The organism is Phytohabitans kaempferiae, from assembly GCF_042433955.1.
GTDB classification, from domain to species: domain Bacteria; phylum Actinomycetota; class Actinomycetes; order Mycobacteriales; family Micromonosporaceae; genus Phytohabitans; species Phytohabitans kaempferiae.
The window spans coordinates 42,698-59,241 of the sequence record NZ_JBHLUH010000042.1 but is presented as its reverse complement, the minus strand read 5'-3'; the positions used below and the strand labels follow the sequence as shown (position 1 = coordinate 59,241).

Here is a 16,544-nt window from a genome sequence, read left to right as displayed (position 1 = left end):
CTCAGCTCTCGATCGTCCACTGTGACTCGACTGGTACGCCCGCGTCGCGCAGCAGGGCGTGCATCGGACACAACCGCAGCACCTCGCCGCGGAAGTGGTCCAGCCGCTCGCCCGACTCCGAGGTGGTGATGTACACCTTCTGCTCCACCTTGAAGTAGTGCTCGGTGAGCGGCGCGATGGCCGAGTACGGCTGCTTGGTCCGGCGCATCTCGACGCTGCGCTTGTCGACCCAGCCGTCGGTCTGGAAGCGCACGGCGCCGAGGTCGAACTTCATCTCCTTGCGGACCAGGAACATGATCATCGCCGAACAGGCGTTGAGCGCGGCGAGCGTCGACTCCAGCGCGGTCGGGCCGGAGTTGACCCCGCCCATCGACTGCGGCTCGTCGATGTAGACCTCCGGGACGTCCCGGATGGAGCTGACCGACTGGTAGCGCCCCAGGTACCGGGTGCTCACACTGATCTGGTCGACGCGGTCTAGCTTGTCCGCGGGGATCTGCTCAAGAGTCATCTGCGCCATCGGTCTTTCCTTCCTCGGAAACACAAACGGGTGTCGCGGAGAGCACGGCGACCGGCGGCGCGGGACCGTCGAACCGCTCGGCCTGCACCAGGGCGCTGTGCGCCCTCGGGCCCTGGCCCAGGCGCGAGGTGCCGTGGTCCGCGGTGAGCATGTTGGGGTTGCCGTGCAGGTCGAGCGCGCCGATCACGCCGGGCTCGCGCGGGTCGTACCAGGCTCCGGTGGCGAGCTCGACCACACCGGGCCGGACGGCGTCGGTGAGCACCGCGCCGGCCAGGCACGCGCCGCGGTCGTTGAACAGCCGTACCAGGTCGCCGTCGCGGATGCCGCGGGCGGTGGCGTCGGCCGGGTTGAGCCGGCAGGGCTCGCGTCCGTTCACCTTGCTGTCCCGGCTGACCCGGCCCATGTCCAGCTGCCCGTGCAGCCGGGTGCGTGGCTGGTTCGAGATCAGGTGCAACGGATGTCGGGTCGCCTCTGCCGCGCCGAGCCACTCCGCCGGTTCCAGCCAGGTGGGGTGTGGCGGGCAGTCCTCGTAGCCGAAGCTCTCGATCGTCTCGGAGAAGATCTCGATCCGGCCCGAGGGGGTACGCAGCGGATGTGCGTCCGGGTCGGCGCGGAACGCTTCGAACAGCACGAAGCTGCGGGTACCGGGCACCTCCGCACGCCCGCGCCGCCAGAACTCGTCGAACTCGGGCAGGTCGGTGCCGTTGCGGGCGGCCGCGCGGCGGGTCCGCTCGTACAGGTGGCGCAGCCAGGCCGCCTCGTCGCGCCCCTCGGTGAACACCTCGCGAAAGCCCAACCGGTCGGCGAGCCCGGCCAGGATCTCGAAGTCGTGGCGAGCCTGGCCGACCGGGTCGACCGCCTGGTGCATCGCCACGATCACGTCGTCGCGGGAGGAGGCGCCGATGTCGTTGCGCTCCAGCGTCGTGGTGGCCGGCAGCACGATGTCGGCGTGCCGGGCGGTTGCCGTCCACCACGGCTCGTGCACCACGATGGTCTCCGGGCGGCGCCAGCCGCGCAGCAGCCGGTTGATGTCCTGGTGGTGGTGAAACGGGTTGCCGCCGGCCCAGTAGACCAACCGGATGTCCGGGTACCGGCGGCGCTCGCCGTCGAAGTCGTACGGCTCGCCGGGGTGCAGCAGCATGTCCGCGATCCGGGCGACCGGGATCGTGCTGCCGGTGGGGTTGGTGCCGGCCGGCAGGGCGGGGGCCGGAAACGGGTAGCGCCGGTTGCCGATGCCCGCGGTGTCGCCGTAGGCGAAGCCGAACCCGCCGCCGGGCAGGCCGATCTGTCCGACCATGGCGGCGAGCACCACCGTCATCCAGAACGGCTGCTCGCCGTGGTCCGCGCGCTGAAGCGACCAGGTGGAGGTGATCATCGTCCGCTCGGCGACCATGCGCCGGGCCAGCTCGCGCAGCGCGCCGGCGTCCAGACCGGCGATCTGCGCCGCCCATTCGGCCGTCTTGGGCCGGCCGTCGTCGGCGCCCTCCAGGTACCGGCGGAAGCGGTCGAACCCGACGCAGTACCGCGCGACGAAGTCCCGGTCGTAGAGTTCCTCGACCAGCAGCGTGTGCGCCAGGCCGAGCATGACGGCGGTGTCGGTGTTGGGGCGTACCGGCAGCCACTGCGCGTCGAGGAAGGCGGCGGCGTCATCGCGGATCGGGGTGACCGCCACGAACCCGGTGCCGTTGCGCCGTGCGGTCCGCAGCCAGTGTTCGGCCGAGTGGCGGGTGATGCCGCCGGACTCGACCTGCGTGTTCTTCAGCGGGGCGCCGCCGAACATCACCCACAGCCGGGTGTGCTCTGCGATCACGTCCCAGGAGGTCACCTCGCCAGCGGTGGGGCCGCCGGTGCCGACCACGTGCGGCAGGATCGCCGACGCGGCCGCGTAGCTGTAGTTGAACTTCTGGTCGGTGCAGCCGCCGAAGAGGTTGAGGAACCGGGCGAGCTGGGTCTTGGCGTGGTGGAAGCGGCCCGCGCTCGCCCATCCGTACGAGCCGCCGAAGATGGCCGGGTTGCCGTGCTCGCGCCGTACCCGGTCCAGCTCACCGGCGACCAGGTCGAGGGCGCGGTCCCAGCTCACCTCGACGAAGTCGTCGGCGCCGCGCCGCTGCGAGGTCGCGCCGGGGCCGTGCTCCAGCCAGCCGCGCCGCACCGCGGGGGCGGCGACCCGCACGTCGGAGTGCAGGGCATCCGCGATGGCCGGCAGTAGTGCGGACGGCGCCGGGTCGCCGGGCGGCGGCAGCACGCCGACCAACCGTCCATCGTGGACCTCGGCGGTGAAGGCCCCCCAGTGCGAGCTGTGTGGCCGCTGGCTCGTCATCGGCTCACCGGTCCCGCGCCGGCGGCCCGCAACAGGTGCCGTTGCACCTTCCCGCTCGCGGTCCGTGGTAGTTCGGGGCACACGTGCACCCGGCGCGGGGCCGCGTGCCAGCCGACCCGCTCCCCCACCCAGCGGCGCAGCTCGCCGAGCAGGTCGTCCGGGGCGGGTACGCCGAGCACCACGTGCGCGGCGACGACCTGGCCCTTGACCGGGTCGGCCTCACCGACGCAGGCCGCATCGACGACCGCGGGATGGGACAGCAGCGCGGTCTCCACCTCGTTCGGGCCCACGTTGTAGCCGGCGGTGACGATGACGTCGTCGGCGCGGCCCACGTACCAGAACCGGCCTTGCTCGTCGCGGCGGGCCAGGTCCTCGGTCAGAAACCAGCCGTCCACCAGGCGGTCGTCCCACTCCTGCTGCCGCCCCCAGTACCCGCGGCTGAGGAAGAAGCCGTTGTCCCGTACGGCGACCCGGCCGGTCGCCTCGCCGCTGGCCAGGTTACCGCCCTCGTCCAGCAGGGCCACCTCGAACCCGGGCAGCGCGACCCCCATCGAGCCGGGTGCCACCGACGGATGCGGCGGGTTGCGCAGGTTGCCGGTAACCATGCCCAGCTCGGAGAGGCCGTAGCTGTCGTGCACGACAACGCCGGCGTGCTCCTGGAACCAGCGGACGGTCGGCTCGTCCAGCGGCTCGCCGGCGCTGGTCGCCGCGGTGAACTCGGCCGGCACCAGCTCGGCGCCGCCGGTGGCGAGCTGCCGGAACGCCGTCGGGGCGGCGGCCACGTGCGTCGCGCTCTGTTCCCGTACGCACGCCCACCAGCCCGGCGTGCTGAACGGACCCTCGTACATCACCCGGCTCACGCCCTGCGACATCGGCGCCAGGCCGGTGGTGAACAGGCCGAACGACCAGCCCGCGTCGGCGCCGGAGAAGAGCACGTCGCCCGGGCCGACCGCCAGGCAGTGCCGCACGTACGGCAGCAGGCTCACGATCGCCGCGTGCGGGATCACACAGCCTTTGGGGCGCCCGGTCGTGCCCGAGGTGTACATGATGGTGGACGGGTCGTGCAGGCCGGTCTCCACCACAGCCGGGGCGGTGCGTGGCCGGGCCAGCATCGCGTCGAGTCCGATGTCACCTGACCCGGCGGGCCCGCCGACGACGAGGACCTCGAAGCTGGGTAAGCCGTCCTGCACCGCGCCGAGCCCGTCCCGGCTGGCCGGGTCGGTGAACACCACCTTGGGCGCGCTGTCGGCCAGCCGTACTCGCAGGCCGTCGCCGCCGAAGCCGGTGAACAGCGGCACGTAGACCGCCCCGAGCCACCACGTCGCCAGCGCCGCGCAGAACGAGGCCGGGCGCCGGCCGATCAGCCCGGCGACCCGGTCACCGCGCCCGACTCCCAGTTCCGCCAGGACGGCCGCCATCTCCCCTGCGCGGCGGCGCAGTTGCTGGGCCGAGTACGCGGTGGCGGTGCCATCCGCGCGGCGCCAGACCACCGCCCGCTCCTGCGGCAGGCGCATCGTGGCCGCGTTGAACGTGCCGTCCGCCCGCGCGCCGACCGCCCGCGCCTGCGCGTCCCAGTCCCACGGCGGGCTCACTGCGCGGTCCATCCGCCGTCGACCACCAGGCTGGCGCCGGTCACGTACGAGGATGCGTCGCCGGCGAGGAAGACCGCCGCGCCGACCAACTCGCTGGTCTCTCCGATCCGGGCCATCGGGATCCGGGACATCACCCGGGCACCGTGCCGGCTGGCCACGTACGCCTCGGTGAGCTGGGTGCGGAAGTATCCGGGCGCCAGGCTGTTGACCCGTACGCCCCGGTCGGCCCACTCCACCGACAGCGTCCGGGTCAGCAACTCCACGCCGCCCTTGCTGGCCGCGTAGGCGCACATCCGTTCCACCGCGGTGTGGCCGTGCACGGACGAGACGTTGACGATGCTGCCCGAGCCGGCAGCCAGCATGTACCGGCCGGCTTCCCGGCAGCAGTAGAAGGTACCGGTCAGGTTGATGTCGAGGATCTGCTGCCAGTCGGCGTCGGTCAGGTGCTCGCTGCGCACCACCGAGGGGCTGATCCCGGCCGAGTTGACCAGTACGTCCAGCCGTCCCAGCTCGCCGACCACACGGGCGGCGTGGTCGGCTACCACCGCCGGGTCGGAGACCGAGCCGGGCAACACGAGGGTCGGCCCGCCGGTACGGCTGTCGATCTCGTCGGCGACATCCTTGAGCTGGTCCGCGCTGCGCGCGGTGAGCGCGACCCGGGCACCGGCCGCGGCGAGTCCGACGGCGATGGCCCGGCCCAGTCCCCGGCCCGCCCCAGTGATCCACGCGACCTTCCCGGCCAGATCGGCGCCGCTGGCGGTCGCGGTGGCGGTCTCGGCGTCACGTACGGCGTTCTGATTCGTCATGTTCCGCTCGGTCACCTCTCGTGCCGGTCGACCTGCCGTTGCCACAGAGCCGGGGAGACGCCCGTCACGCTCCCCGGCCAGGGCGACGTTACACTAGACCGGACGGTCGGTACAGAGATCGGAACGCACTCTTAACATTTAAGATCCTGGATTGACTGAGTCGCCTGCCTGGGCGGCGACCCGGGCCGTTGCCCGCCGCGCCCGCGTCGCGGTGCCGTTCGCCCGGTCAGGCCAGCGCGAGTGTGCCGGCGGGGGCATCCAACCGGCGGGCCGCCTCCCGCAGCGCCGCCAGCGTCGCCGCGACCGCGCTGGTGCGGGCCAGGTCCGGCCACGTGTACGCGGAGACCCGCCGACGGCTCACCGGCTCCACCGGCACCGCCACCAGGTCCGGATGGCGCATGAACGCCAGCACCAGCGCCGGCACGAGGGCCAGGCCCAACCCGGCCGCGACCAGGCCTTGCAACGCCATGTTGTCGTCGGTGGCGCAGGCGATCGAGGGATTGAACCCGCCGCTCTGGCAGACCTTGAGGAACTGCTGGCGGCACCGTGGGCACCCGGCGATCCAGGTCGCGTCGGCGAGCTCGGCCAGCGCAACCGACTCCCGCTCGCCCAGCGGGTCACCGGCCGGGACCAGCAACACCAGCGGGTCGGCCAACAGCGGCACCTCCAGCATCCCGACGTCGGCCGGGCGGATCTTGCCGGGCTCGTAGGTGAACGCGACCACCACGTCACACCGCGCCCGCCGCAGCGTCTGGTAGGACTGCGGCGGCTCGTCCTCCAGCAACTCCAGGCGCAGGTGCGGATGCCGCTTCTTGAGAGTCGCCGCCGCCTTTGGCACCAATGTGGCGTTGGCGCTGGGGAAGGCGCACAGCCGTACCGTGCCCATCTCCGTCGCGATCGCCCGGACCTGCTGCTGCGCCACGGCCACCCCGTTGAGGATGTCGGTCGCGTACCGAGACAGGGCATGCCCCGCCTCGGTCAACTGGAGGCCGCGGCCGACCCGGGCGAACAGCGGCCCGCCCACGGCACGCTCCAGCGCCTTCATCTGCTGGCTCACCGCCGGTTGCGTGCAGCGCATGGCCCGAGCCGCCGCCGAGAACGAACCCGCCTCCACGACCTGCCGGAACATGACCAGCTGACGCATGTCGATCATCGGCGAATCATAACCAGAACTTACCGATCCGAAAGATTCTGGCGTCTTGTGGCACCAGTTGCAGGCACCGAGCATGCGAGAGGAAACGAGGAGAAGGGGGGCCACCGTGACCATCGCCGCGTCGCAGCCCGCACATCTGCGAGACGTCCCGTTCATGGGCGTGATCTTCGTCTTGGACGAGGCGACGAAGGTCGGGTTCGCACTGGGCGACCCGGACTGGATCAACCTGGGCCAGGGCCAGCCGGAGGTCGGCCCGCTACCGGACGCGCCCGAGCGGATCGCCCGTGTCGACCTCGAGCCGTCCGATCACGCATACGGTCCGGTCAGCGGCACCCGCGAACTGCGCGAGGCGGTGGCCGCCTACTACAACGACACCTTCCGGCGCGGGCGGGCCGGCCGGTACACCGCCGACCACGTCGCAATCGTCCAAGGTGGACGGTTGGCGCTCAGCCGCGCGTTGGCCGCCCTCGGCGAGACCAATGTCGGCTACATGCTGCCCGACTACTCCGCGTACGAGGACATGCTGAGCCTGCACCTGTCCCGGGTCACCCCGGTGCCGGTGCGTACCCGGCCCGAGGACGGCTTCCGGCTCGGCGCGGCCGACCTCGGCGGGCTGGTCGAGCGCTCCGGCGTCGGGGCCTTCCTGCTGTCCAACCCCTGCAACCCGACCGGCGCGGTGATCAGCGGCGAACGGCTCGACGACCTGGTGCGCTACGCCGGGGCGTCCGGCTGCGCCCTGCTCGTCGACGAGTTCTACAGCCACTACCACTACGTTCCCGGGCAGGCCGGACAGTGGCTGCCCGCCGAGGGACCGGTCAGCGCCGCGGCCCACGTGACCGACCCGGACACCGACGACGTACTGATCTTCGACGGGCTGACCAAGAACTTCCGGTACCCCGGCTGGCGGCTGGGCTGGGTGCTCGGGCCGCCCGGCACCATCGCCGTCATCGACCGGGTCGGCAGCGGCATGGACGGCGGGCCGTCGCGGCTCGTCCAGCGGGCCGCGCTGGCCGCGCTCGAGCCCGGGTACGCCCGGCAGGAGACGGCCGCGGTGCGCGCCGAGTTCGCCCGCAAGCGCAACCACGCGGTGGCCGCCCTGCGCGACATGGGCGTGGTGGTCGACGCCGAACCAGCCGGCACCTTCTACGTGTGGGGCTGCCTGGACGGGCTGCCCGCGCCGCTCAACGACGGTATGGAGTTCTTCCGGCGGGCGCTGGAGTTCAAGGTGATCACGGTTCCCGGGCAGTTGTTCGACGTCAATCCGGGGCGCCGGCGCCGTGGCGCGAGCCCGTACACGTCGTGGATGCGCTTCTCCTTCGGCCCCGGGTACGACGCCCTCACCGAAGGGCTGGACCGCCTGCGACAGATGGTCGCGAAACACGCGTGACGAGCACATCCTCCAGCGTGGCGGCGGCCCGCACGGCCGCCGCCTCGGTGCGGGCCATGAGCTGGACGGCGACCGGCAGCCCATCAACGAGCCCGCACGGCACGCTCACCGCGGGGACGCCGACGAAGTTGGCCAGGTACGTGTAGTCGGTGATGCCGGCCGGGCGCCACGTCCAGTCGTCTTCCGGCGGCGGCACGGCGACGAACGCGACCGTCGGGCTGACCAGCACGTCGTACCGGTCGAACGCGTCGGCCACCTGCTGCGCGGCCCGGAAGCGCACCGCCAGCGCCTCGGCGTACTCGGCGCCGGTGACCCGCCCGCCGGCCTCGAACCGCTGCCGTACCAGTGGCGTCAGCTGCGCCGCCGTACCGGGGTCGGCGAGCAGCTCGCGGCCCTGCGACGCGTAGCGGTCGGCGTACGTCATGCGGGTGAACGCGACCTGGCACTCCTCGTCTCCGAGGGCCAGTCCCGCGTCGTCGAAGAACACCCCCGCCTCGGCGATCTGGGCGACCGCGGCCCGCACCGCGCCGACCACCCGCTCGTTCCCGCCCGCCACGACCTGCGGCGACCACCAGCCCACCCGCAGGCCGCGCACGCCGCGCCGGCCAGGCCAGCGGAACGCGGCGTCCCGCCGGCCGGTCGGGTCACGCGGGTCGTAGCCGGCCAGGACCTGCAGTAGCAGCGCCGCGTCCCGCACCCCGCCCGCGATCGGGCCGATGCCGGTGAACTGAAGCGACCCGCCGAGACCGCCGTGCCGGGGCACGAGGCCGTTGCCGGGCAGGATCCCGGTGACACCGCAGAACGCGGCCGGCAGCCGGATCGAGCCGGCGCAGTCGCTGCCCAGCGCGAGCGGTGCCAGGCCGGCCGCCACCGCCACGGCCGAGCCGCCGCTGGAGCCGCCCGGCGAGCGGCCGGTGTCCCACGGGTTCCGGGTTTCCGGCGCGACCCGGTTGCGGGTCCGCCAGTGCAGCCCGAACTCCGGGGTGTTCGTCTTGCCGAGCACGATCCCACCGGCGGCCCGGATCCGCTCGACGCAGGCCGCGTCCTCGTCGGGCGTGTGGTCGCGGTAGAGCGCCGAGCCGCCGGTGGTGCGCAGCCCGCGGGTCAGGTACTGGTCCTTGACCGCGACGGGCAGGCCGTAGAGGGCGCCGGCGCGGTGCCGCTCCAGGGCCCGCGCGGCGGCGATGGCCCCCTCCCGGTCGACGGTGACGAAGCAGTGCAGCGCGCCGTCGAGCCGCTCGATCCGGTCGAGGAAGTGGTTGGTCACCTCGACCGGGGAGAGTTCGCCTTCGCGGAGCAGCCGGACCAGCTGCCACGCCGGCAGCAGGTGCGGGTCAGCGCTTGGCACCGAGCCCGCCCGCCGAGGCGATCACCGACCGGACGTCCTGCTCGGTGTACGGGCCGTCGCCGAGCTTGGCCAGGCTCTGGAAGGCGTACACCTTGGCGTCGGTGCGGACCGCCGGCGGCAGGCTCCACACCCACTCGGTGATCAGCCGGCTGGCCAGACCGTTGCGCTCCTGCCAGTCCCGGCGGGCGGTGCCGAGGTCGACCCACTCCCGCGCGCCGCGCTCGGCCCGCATCCGATCGCGCAGCCGAGCGGTCGCGTCCTCGTCGACCGCATCGCCGGCGAGGACCACGCCGTAGCAGTCACGGGACCGTTCCGCCGAGACGAAGCCGTTGACGTGGTCGGCGAGGACCCGGCCCGGCTCCCGGTCGAGCGGGTCGCCGTACCCGCCGCCGCCGGCGCCGAAGATGCTGATCGTCTCGCCGAGCGCGGGCCGGTGCAGATTGATCTTGCCCAGGTAGACCGGGTCGGTGTCGGTGGTGGAGAAGCAGCCGGCGTTGCTGCCCGCCTGCCCGCCGTGCACGCCCCACGGATTGAACACGTGCCGGTCCTGGCCGCGCATGACGAGCGTGGCGTTCGGCGCGGTCAGCTCGACGTCGAAGCGGATGCCGAAGCCGCCGCGGAACTGTCCCGGCCCTTCCGAGTCTGGGCGCAGGCCGAACCGCCGGACCCGTACCGGTGCCTCCGCCTCGAGTACCTCGACCGGCACGTTCTTCAGGAACGCCACCGGCCGGTCGGCGCCGGAGACCCCGTCCATTGCCGGGCCGCCACCCGAGCCGCCCTGCACGGGGTTGGCCACCACGACCCGGCCGGCTCGTCCCAGCTCCGATGTGGACACGTAGGTGATGACGACCTGCCCGGCGCCGGCCGCCGGCACCGAGTCCGGCAGTGCCTGGGCCAGGCAGCCCAGCACCGCGTCGTGCACCTTCAGCACGGTGCCGATCCGCAGCCCGCACGCGCTCGGCTCGGGAGCGTCCACAACGGACCCTGGCGGCAGTACGAGGTCGACGCAGCGCAGGATGCCGACGTTGAGCCGGATCCCAGGTGCGAACGTGCCGACGAAGTTGATGATCGCCCGGCACAGGAACGGGTGGTGCGGCTGCCCGCCGGCGGCGAGGTTGAGCGCGGAGCGCACCTTCGGGTCCGAGCCGGTGAAGTCCAGCGTCACCTGCCCGTCGCCGCTGGTTCGCAGGCACACCTCGATCTTCACGGGTACGCCGGAGACGTAGTCGTCCTCGAAGAACTCGGTGAACCGGTACTCCCCGGCGGGGATGCGCCGCAGCGCGCCGCGGGCCAGCCGCTCGGTGGTGTCGATGGTGGCGGACATGGCCCGGGTGACCGCCTCCCGGCCGTACTTGTCGACCAGCCCGCGGACCCGCTTCTCGCCGGAGTTCACCGCCGCGATCAGCGCCGAGATGTCGCCCCAGTTGTCCACCGGGATGCGGCAGTTGTCCTCGAAGATGTGCCGTACGTCCTCGTTGAGCACGCCGCGCTTGTAGAGCTTGACCGGCCGCAGTCGCAGCCCTTCCTGGTAGATCTCGTGGCTGTGGAAGGTGATGCTGCCCGGCACGGCGCCGCCCACGTCGGTGCAGTGGATGAAGCCCCAGGAGAAGCAGACCAGCTCGCCGCCGGCGAAGACCGGCTTGAACACGTACATGTCGTTGAGGTGGGTGACCATCCCCTCGGTGAAGTACGGGTCGTTGGTGATGAGGATGTCGCCCTCCTCCCACTCGTACGCCGGGTCGACGCCGGCCCGCAGCGGTACGCCCATCGCCGTCTTCGCGCCCAGCGAGCCGGGGTAGGCGACCAGGTCACCGTCCACAGTGATCAGACCGGTGCCGAAGTCCTCGGTCTCCTTGACGAAGGTGGTGTACGCGGAGCGCAGCGTCATCGCGGCCATGTCGTCCACGATGGCCTGGAAGAGGTTCGCCAGCACCTCGTCCACGACGGTCGCCTCGATGTCCGTACGCGGCTGGGCGTTCATTTGTCTCCTCACTTGACCCGGTGCAGCTGCAGCGAACCGGACGGGTCGACCTCGGCCCGCCAGCCGGACGGGACCAGCACCGTCGTGTCCATCTGCTCGACGATCGCCGGACCGGCAAGCTCCTGCCCCACCGAAAGCAGAGCCCGGTCGTAGACGGTCGCGGTGACCGTCCCGCCGGCCAGCCGGATCTCCCGCCGGCCCAGCACCGGGTCGCCGGTCCGGCCGGTCCCGGCCATGTGCACGCTCTCCGGCTTCGCCACGACGCTGACGATGTGCGCGCGCATCTCCTTGACCCAGATGTCGCTGCCGCGGCTGGCGTGCCCGAAGGTCGCCTCGTGCGCCCGGTGGAACGCCTCGCCGAGCGCGGCGGCGTCACCGTCGACGAGCCACCGCTCCTCCACCGGCACGTTGACGTCGAAGCCCTGCCCCTCGTACCGCATCTCCAGCGACCAGGAGACGACGGTCCCGGTGACCGGGAGCGATGCCTGCTCGTTCGTCAGCCACTCGGCAGCCCGGTCCTTTGTAGACTTCCAGGCTGCGGCGATGTCGCCGGGCTCGACCACCGACAGCTTGCGGTAGACCGGCGCGACGAGGTCACCCTCCAGGTCGCTGCGCGCCGCGCCGAAGGCGCTCAGCGCCCCCGGGGTCGGCGGGATCAGCACCGAGTCCACGTAGATCTCCTCGGCCAGCAGAGCACCGATCAGGGGGCCGGCACCGCCGAAGGCGACCAGCCGGAACGCCGGCGCGTCCACGCCGCGCCGGGCGAGCACCTTGCTGGCCTCGGCCGCCATCATCGCGATCGCGATCCGCACCGCGCCGTCGGCCACGTCCTCCACCGAGGCGCCCATCCGGTCCGCGACCCGGGACAGCGCGGTGCGGGCGCCGTCGACCGAGAGCCCGATCCGGCCGCCCAGCCGCTGCTCGTCGCTGAGCCAGCCAGCCAGCAGGAACGCGTCTGACAAGCCCGGCGTGTGGTCCTGCTTGCCGTAGCAGGCCGGTGCCGGGTCAGCGCCGAGGCTCTGCGGCCCCACCTTGAGCGTGCCCAGCTCGTCGACCCAGATGATCGAGCCGCCGCCGGCACCGATCGCGGAGACCGCGATGGTCGGCACCAGCACCGGCATCTGCGCGATCGTCTCCTCGGCGCTGAGCAACGGGGAACCGGCCCGTACCACACCGATGTCGGCGCTGGTCCCGCCGACGTCGATGGTGATCAGGTCGGCCCGGTCCCAGCCGGACTCGGCCGCCGCGCGGGCCGCCCCGGCGACCCCGGCGGCCGGCCCGGACAGCAGGGCCGCCACCGGCCAGGCCCGGATCGTGTGCGCCCGCTGCATCCCGCCGTTGGATCGGGCGATCGTGGCCTCGTTGACCAGCCCGTGCCCGCGCATCCCCTCGGCGATCTCGTCCAGGTACGCCTGCATGATCGGCCGGATCGAGGCGTTGATGACGGTCAGGGTCGCCCGCTCGTACTCGCGTGCCTGCGGCCACACCTCCGAGGAGACCTCCACCGGCACGTCCGGGAACTCGCGGCGCAGCACCTCCCGCGCGGCCACCTCGTGCGCACCGTTGACGTACGCGTGCAGGAAGCAGACCACGAAGCTCTCGGCGCCGCGGCCCAGCAGCCGGCGGGCCTCGGCGACGAGCCGCTCCTCGTCCAGCGGCGTGACGGTACCCCCGTCGAAGCCCATCCGCTCGGTCACCTCGGCCACCAGCGACCGGGCCACCAGCGGGACCGGCCGCTGCGAGTCGTAGCGCAGCGGGTCCGGTACGGCCAGCCGCTGAAGCTCGAACAGGTCCCGGAAGCCGTCGGTCACCAGTACCCCGATCGCCGGGCCGCGCCGCTCGATGACGGCGTTGGTGGCGATGGTGCTGCTGTGGGTGTGCTGCATCGCGGCCAGCCGCTCCCCGGACAGGCCCAGCTCGCGGACGATCTCACCGAAGCCGGTGACGGTGCTCTGCGCCGGCCGCTTCGGCGTGCTGGGCACCTTGAAGCAGTGCACGGCGCCGGCCTCGTCGACGACGATGAAGTCGGTGAACGTCCCACCGACGTCCACTCCCAGGGTCAAACCCGATGCCACTACGGCGCTTCCCTTCGCTCAGGTGGTACGGGCCGGCATACTGGCCGGCCGGATCAGACGATCGTCGCGAGGTACTCGGTGTACTTGGCCACCACGGTCAGCGGGTCCAGCACCGCGATCGGTGACTGCTCGCGCACCGGGCCGAGCAGCCCGCCCCAGAACGTGCAGGCGAAGAAGACCGCCGTGGCGCCGTCATCCTCCGCGGCGGCGAGGGTCTGCTTGAGTCCCGCGCCGGCGGCCGCCTCCGCCATCGCGGCGAGCACCTTCTCCCGCAGCAGCCCCGGATCCCGGTCGGCCAGTTCGGCCACCTCCTCCGGGCTCGGGTGGCTGGCCACCGGTACGGTCCGGAAGCTCACGTCGTCCGGCGCGATTCCGTACGAGCGCACCAGGTGGCGCATCCAGTGGCCGTTGCGCTGGGTCGGCATGGTCGCCGCGAAGGCCGGCGGCAGGGTGCGCCGCAGCACCGTGAACGGCCCGAGCGAGCGAGCCGCCGCGCACACCGCCTCGAAAGGCGCGGTGACCGGGATCGTCGAGACCGACTTGCAGGCCGACAGCGCCGGGTCGCCGCAGCAGGAGATACCGACCGCGTCGAAGCCCTCGCCGGCCGCGCCGGCGACCATCGTGATCAGCTGGTTGTGGAACTGGGCCGGGCTGGCCAGGGACGGGCTGCGCGGCACGCCGTCGAGGCTGCGGCAGACGACCTCGGTGTCCTCGCGCAGGTCCGGCCGCACCAGGTCGACGGTGAGCTGGTCGAAGATGTCCACCCCGATGGGGTTGATCAAAAGAATGCGGCGGGCCATGGTTCCTCCTGGGTCAGGACGTCGCGTTGCGGCGCCACAGCACGGTCCGCTCGCCAGGTGTGCGCCGCACGTCCCATGGCGAGAGGTCGAGTGTCGGGTCTGGACGGTCCACGATGGACTTAGCCAGCGCCTCGGCGACCGGCGGGCCGTGCATCGCGCCGTGTCCGGCGAAGGCCAGCGCCCACAGCCCCTCCTCCACCTGGCCCACGTACGGGTGCCCGTCGCCGCCCAGCGCCGGGTACGCGGTCAGCTCGTGGACGATCTTCAGGTCGGCCAGCCCGGGCGCGCGCTCGGCGGCCGCCTCGACGAAGAGCTCGACGAGATGGTTGTGGTTTCGGGCGGCGGGGTTGCGGCCAAGCATGGCCAGCATGAGCGTCTCGCCCTCGCGTTCCACCGCCATCCCGGTGTCGACGTCGATGACGGTCGGGATCCGGGTGCCGACGAAAGCCGGCTCGGTCAGCACCGCACGGTGGGTCGCCTTGTAGATGTCCAGATCCACGCCGAACGGTTGAAGCAGTTCGCGGTTGCCCCACCCGGCCACGGCGACGACCCGCTGGGCGACGATCTCGTCCGGCCCGTACGCGTGCCAGCCGTCGGCCTTGCGTTCCAGCCGGGTCACCGGCCACCGCTTCTGGATCTTGACGCCGAGTTCGCGTCCGGCGCCGATGAACGCGCTCAGCCCGTCCATCGGCATCACGTGCCCGTCCTTGGGCGTCCACGAGCCGCAGATCAGGCCCTCGGGGTCGATGAACGGCACCAGTTCGGCGATCTCGTCCGGTTCGAGCAACTGAACGTCCGGCATGCCCATGGAAATCTGTAGGTCGGCCTGCTGGCGAAGGATGCTCGCGGTGCTCTCGTCGCCGGTGAGCAGCAGGTAGCCGTCCTCGTGGAAGAGGCAGGGGTAGCCGAGCAGTTCCTCGACGTTCTTCCAGAACGCCAGGCCGCGGCGCGAGCACTCGATCTCCAGCGGATGCCCGAAGCCCTGCTGGCGAATGTTGCCCATGGATCCGCCGGTCGCGCCGGAGCCGTGATCCTCGGCCTCGACGACCAGCACGTCGGTGACGCCCTCGCGGGCCAGGTAGTAGGCCACGCCGACGCCGTTCAGGCCGCCGCCGATGACGAGCGTGTCGACGCTGCGCGGAGGTGTGCTCACGCTGGCTCCCATTCTCCGTTACAGGTGTCCCGAGGGTATCTTGGACCGGACGGTCGGTACAGTGCGGTCACCGCAAAGCCGGCACGGCCGGCAGGTCGTAGCGGCGGCGGATGCTCGTGCCGACGCGGGAGATGTCCGCGCCGTACACGTGGATGGAGACGGCGGTGCCGGTCCCCACGTTGCGTACGCGGTGGATGTCGCCGGGTGGAGCGAACCCGCAGACGCTCCCGGACGGGTTCTCGACCACGCCGTCCTCCACCAGGCACGCCCGGCCGTCCCGCTCGGTCAGCCGGTACCGCACCTCGGACTCGACGCCCTCCACCACGCCGACCACGCACCAGCAGAGGTGGTCGTGGATCGGCGTGGCCTGCCCGGGGAGCCAGACCAGCGCGACGATCGAGAAGAGCCCGTCCGGCTCGACGTGCAGGATGTGCTGCGTGTAGCTGTCCGGGTCGCCGGCCAGTTGCGCCGGCGTCAGCACGTCACGGGTCGGCAGGTACGCCCGCAGCGCCTCACCGACCAGCGACGCGGTCCGCTCCGGGGGGCAGACCCGACCGGCTGCCGCCCGCACATGCTCGACCAGCGTCGTCAACCGCTGTGCAGCCGTCATGCCCACCCTCCCGGAACTCCCGGCCCCGTCGGTACGGGACCGCAAGCCCAGTCTGGGCAGGCCGATCTGGTGCCGCCAGCCACGACTTGGTTGGCGGTGTCAAAGCTCCGCTTATGGATCGGGAGCTACTCGGCCGGGTGCAGGCCCCTGATCAGCACGTCGAGGAAGACATCGGCGGTCTGCTCGGGGCTCAGCCTGCCGTCCGGCCGGAACCACAGGTAGGCGTAGTTGAACATGCCGAGGATCCCCTTGACCAACACCGGCGAGACGTCGACGTCCGAGCCCTCCGGCACCACGTTGCGGACGGTACTCAGCCAGTACTGCTCGAACCGGTCGCGGGCCGCCACGACCTCGGACCGCCGGTCACCGGAGAGCGCCTGGAACTCCTTGAAGAACACCGACCACTCGTTGAGGTGGTCACTGATGTTGCGCAACAGGGCACGGCCGAGCAGACGCAGGGTGTCGGCCGCCGGCAACCCACGGCTGACGATCTCGGCCGCCTGGGCGTTCATGTTGTCGATCTGCACCCGGCAGATCTCGTACAGGATCGACTCCTTACCATCCATGTGGTGGTAGAGCGACCCGCGGCTCAGCTTCGTGGCCGCCGACAACTCCGCCATGCCGGTCGCGTGGTATCCGTTGCGCGCGAACAGCTCGGCGGACGTGCGCAGGATGCGCTCCCGAGCCGACAGCACCACACCCTCCGCCGCGCCACCGCCCTCCGGCGGGCCGACAGGGCCCCGTGCTGCCTCCTTCGTCGGTCGGCTCGCTGCCAACGCGTCCTCCTTGGCCCAGATGTCGT

Annotated in this window: 13 protein-coding genes; 1 reads left to right on the top strand and 12 read right to left on the bottom strand. The window is 72.0% G+C overall.

All coding sequences use genetic code 11. The features are described from left to right. Position 1: 1 nt before the first annotated feature. The 5 genes from ACFFIA_RS21715 to ACFFIA_RS21695 form a co-directional block, all read right to left on the bottom strand. Entirely contained in the window at positions 2-517 is a 516-nt protein-coding gene (locus ACFFIA_RS21715) for an OsmC family protein (RefSeq protein WP_377253444.1), read from the bottom strand. After that, positions 498-2,837 carry a molybdopterin guanine dinucleotide-containing S/N-oxide reductase gene (locus tag ACFFIA_RS21710; RefSeq protein ID WP_377253443.1) on the bottom strand — a complete coding sequence of 780 codons (2,340 nt, stop codon included), beginning with the start codon at positions 2,835-2,837 and terminating at the stop codon, positions 498-500. Before ACFFIA_RS21710 ends, ACFFIA_RS21715 begins: the two co-directional genes overlap by 20 nt. Next, positions 2,834-4,441, bottom strand: a complete 1,608-nt coding sequence (locus ACFFIA_RS21705) for an acetate--CoA ligase (protein WP_377253442.1) — start codon at positions 4,439-4,441, stop codon at positions 2,834-2,836. Before ACFFIA_RS21705 ends, ACFFIA_RS21710 begins: the two co-directional genes overlap by 4 nt. Then, positions 4,426-5,235, bottom strand: a complete 810-nt coding sequence (locus ACFFIA_RS21700; RefSeq protein WP_377253441.1) for an SDR family NAD(P)-dependent oxidoreductase — start codon at positions 5,233-5,235, stop codon at positions 4,426-4,428. The genes ACFFIA_RS21705 and ACFFIA_RS21700 overlap by 16 nt, the downstream gene beginning before the upstream one ends. Positions 5,236-5,461: 226 nt before the next feature. Then, a complete protein-coding gene (locus ACFFIA_RS21695; protein WP_377253440.1) occupies positions 5,462-6,388 on the bottom strand; it encodes a LysR family transcriptional regulator in 927 nt (308 codons plus the stop codon). A 106-nt stretch (positions 6,389-6,494) separates the two neighbouring features. Between ACFFIA_RS21695 and ACFFIA_RS21690 the strand changes: the two genes are divergently transcribed. Then, the gene (locus ACFFIA_RS21690; RefSeq protein ID WP_377253439.1) at positions 6,495-7,775 is read left to right on the top strand and encodes a pyridoxal phosphate-dependent aminotransferase; all 1,281 of its coding nucleotides are present in this window, start codon (positions 6,495-6,497) and stop codon (positions 7,773-7,775) included. Here ACFFIA_RS21690 and ACFFIA_RS21685 read toward each other — a convergent pair. The 7 genes from ACFFIA_RS21685 to ACFFIA_RS21655 all read right to left on the bottom strand — a co-directional run bounded on the left by ACFFIA_RS21685 (position 7,726) and on the right by ACFFIA_RS21655 (position 16,518). Beyond that, positions 7,726-9,123: an amidase gene (locus tag ACFFIA_RS21685; RefSeq protein ID WP_377253438.1), complete on the bottom strand. Its 1,398-nt coding sequence runs from the start codon at positions 9,121-9,123 to the stop codon at positions 7,726-7,728. The genes ACFFIA_RS21690 and ACFFIA_RS21685 overlap by 50 nt on opposite strands. After that, complete coding sequence (locus ACFFIA_RS21680; RefSeq protein WP_377253437.1) at positions 9,110-11,104, bottom strand: hydantoinase B/oxoprolinase family protein; 1,995 nt, start codon at positions 11,102-11,104, stop codon at positions 9,110-9,112. Before ACFFIA_RS21680 ends, ACFFIA_RS21685 begins: the two co-directional genes overlap by 14 nt. A gap of 8 nt (positions 11,105-11,112) precedes the next feature. Next, on the bottom strand, positions 11,113-13,179 hold the full coding sequence (locus ACFFIA_RS21675; RefSeq protein WP_377253436.1) for a hydantoinase/oxoprolinase family protein: 2,067 nt from the start codon (positions 13,177-13,179) through the stop codon (positions 11,113-11,115). Between the two features lie 53 nt (positions 13,180-13,232). Then, positions 13,233-13,979, bottom strand: a complete 747-nt coding sequence (locus tag ACFFIA_RS21670) for an aspartate/glutamate racemase family protein (RefSeq protein WP_377253435.1) — start codon at positions 13,977-13,979, stop codon at positions 13,233-13,235. Between the two features lie 13 nt (positions 13,980-13,992). Continuing rightward, positions 13,993-15,132, bottom strand: a complete 1,140-nt coding sequence (locus ACFFIA_RS21665; protein ID WP_377253434.1) for an NAD(P)/FAD-dependent oxidoreductase — start codon at positions 15,130-15,132, stop codon at positions 13,993-13,995. 67 nt (positions 15,133-15,199) lie between these two features. After that, positions 15,200-15,742: a cysteine dioxygenase family protein gene (locus tag ACFFIA_RS21660; RefSeq protein WP_377253433.1), complete on the bottom strand. Its 543-nt coding sequence runs from the start codon at positions 15,740-15,742 to the stop codon at positions 15,200-15,202. Between the two features lie 125 nt (positions 15,743-15,867). Then, positions 15,868-16,518: a TetR/AcrR family transcriptional regulator gene (locus ACFFIA_RS21655; RefSeq protein WP_377253432.1), complete on the bottom strand. Its 651-nt coding sequence runs from the start codon at positions 16,516-16,518 to the stop codon at positions 15,868-15,870. Positions 16,519-16,544: the final 26 nt, after the last annotated feature.

What these genes read in the sequence shown, in the direction of transcription:
- ACFFIA_RS21680 (WP_377253437.1), bottom strand. Translation starts at nt 11,104, where the DNA reads ATGAACGCCCAGCCGCGTACGGACATCGAGGCGACCGTCGTGGACGAG.
- ACFFIA_RS21670 (WP_377253435.1), bottom strand. Translation starts at nt 13,979, where the DNA reads ATGGCCCGCCGCATTCTTTTGATCAACCCCATCGGGGTGGACATCTTC.
- ACFFIA_RS21695 (WP_377253440.1), bottom strand. Translation starts at nt 6,388, where the DNA reads ATGATCGACATGCGTCAGCTGGTCATGTTCCGGCAGGTCGTGGAGGCG.
- ACFFIA_RS21710 (WP_377253443.1), bottom strand. Translation starts at nt 2,837, where the DNA reads ATGACGAGCCAGCGGCCACACAGCTCGCACTGGGGGGCCTTCACCGCC.
- ACFFIA_RS21700 (WP_377253441.1), bottom strand. Translation starts at nt 5,235, where the DNA reads ATGACGAATCAGAACGCCGTACGTGACGCCGAGACCGCCACCGCGACC.
- ACFFIA_RS21715 (WP_377253444.1), bottom strand. Translation starts at nt 517, where the DNA reads ATGGCGCAGATGACTCTTGAGCAGATCCCCGCGGACAAGCTAGACCGC.
- ACFFIA_RS21705 (WP_377253442.1), bottom strand. Translation starts at nt 4,441, where the DNA reads ATGGACCGCGCAGTGAGCCCGCCGTGGGACTGGGACGCGCAGGCGCGG.
- ACFFIA_RS21660 (WP_377253433.1), bottom strand. Translation starts at nt 15,742, where the DNA reads ATGACGGCTGCACAGCGGTTGACGACGCTGGTCGAGCATGTGCGGGCG.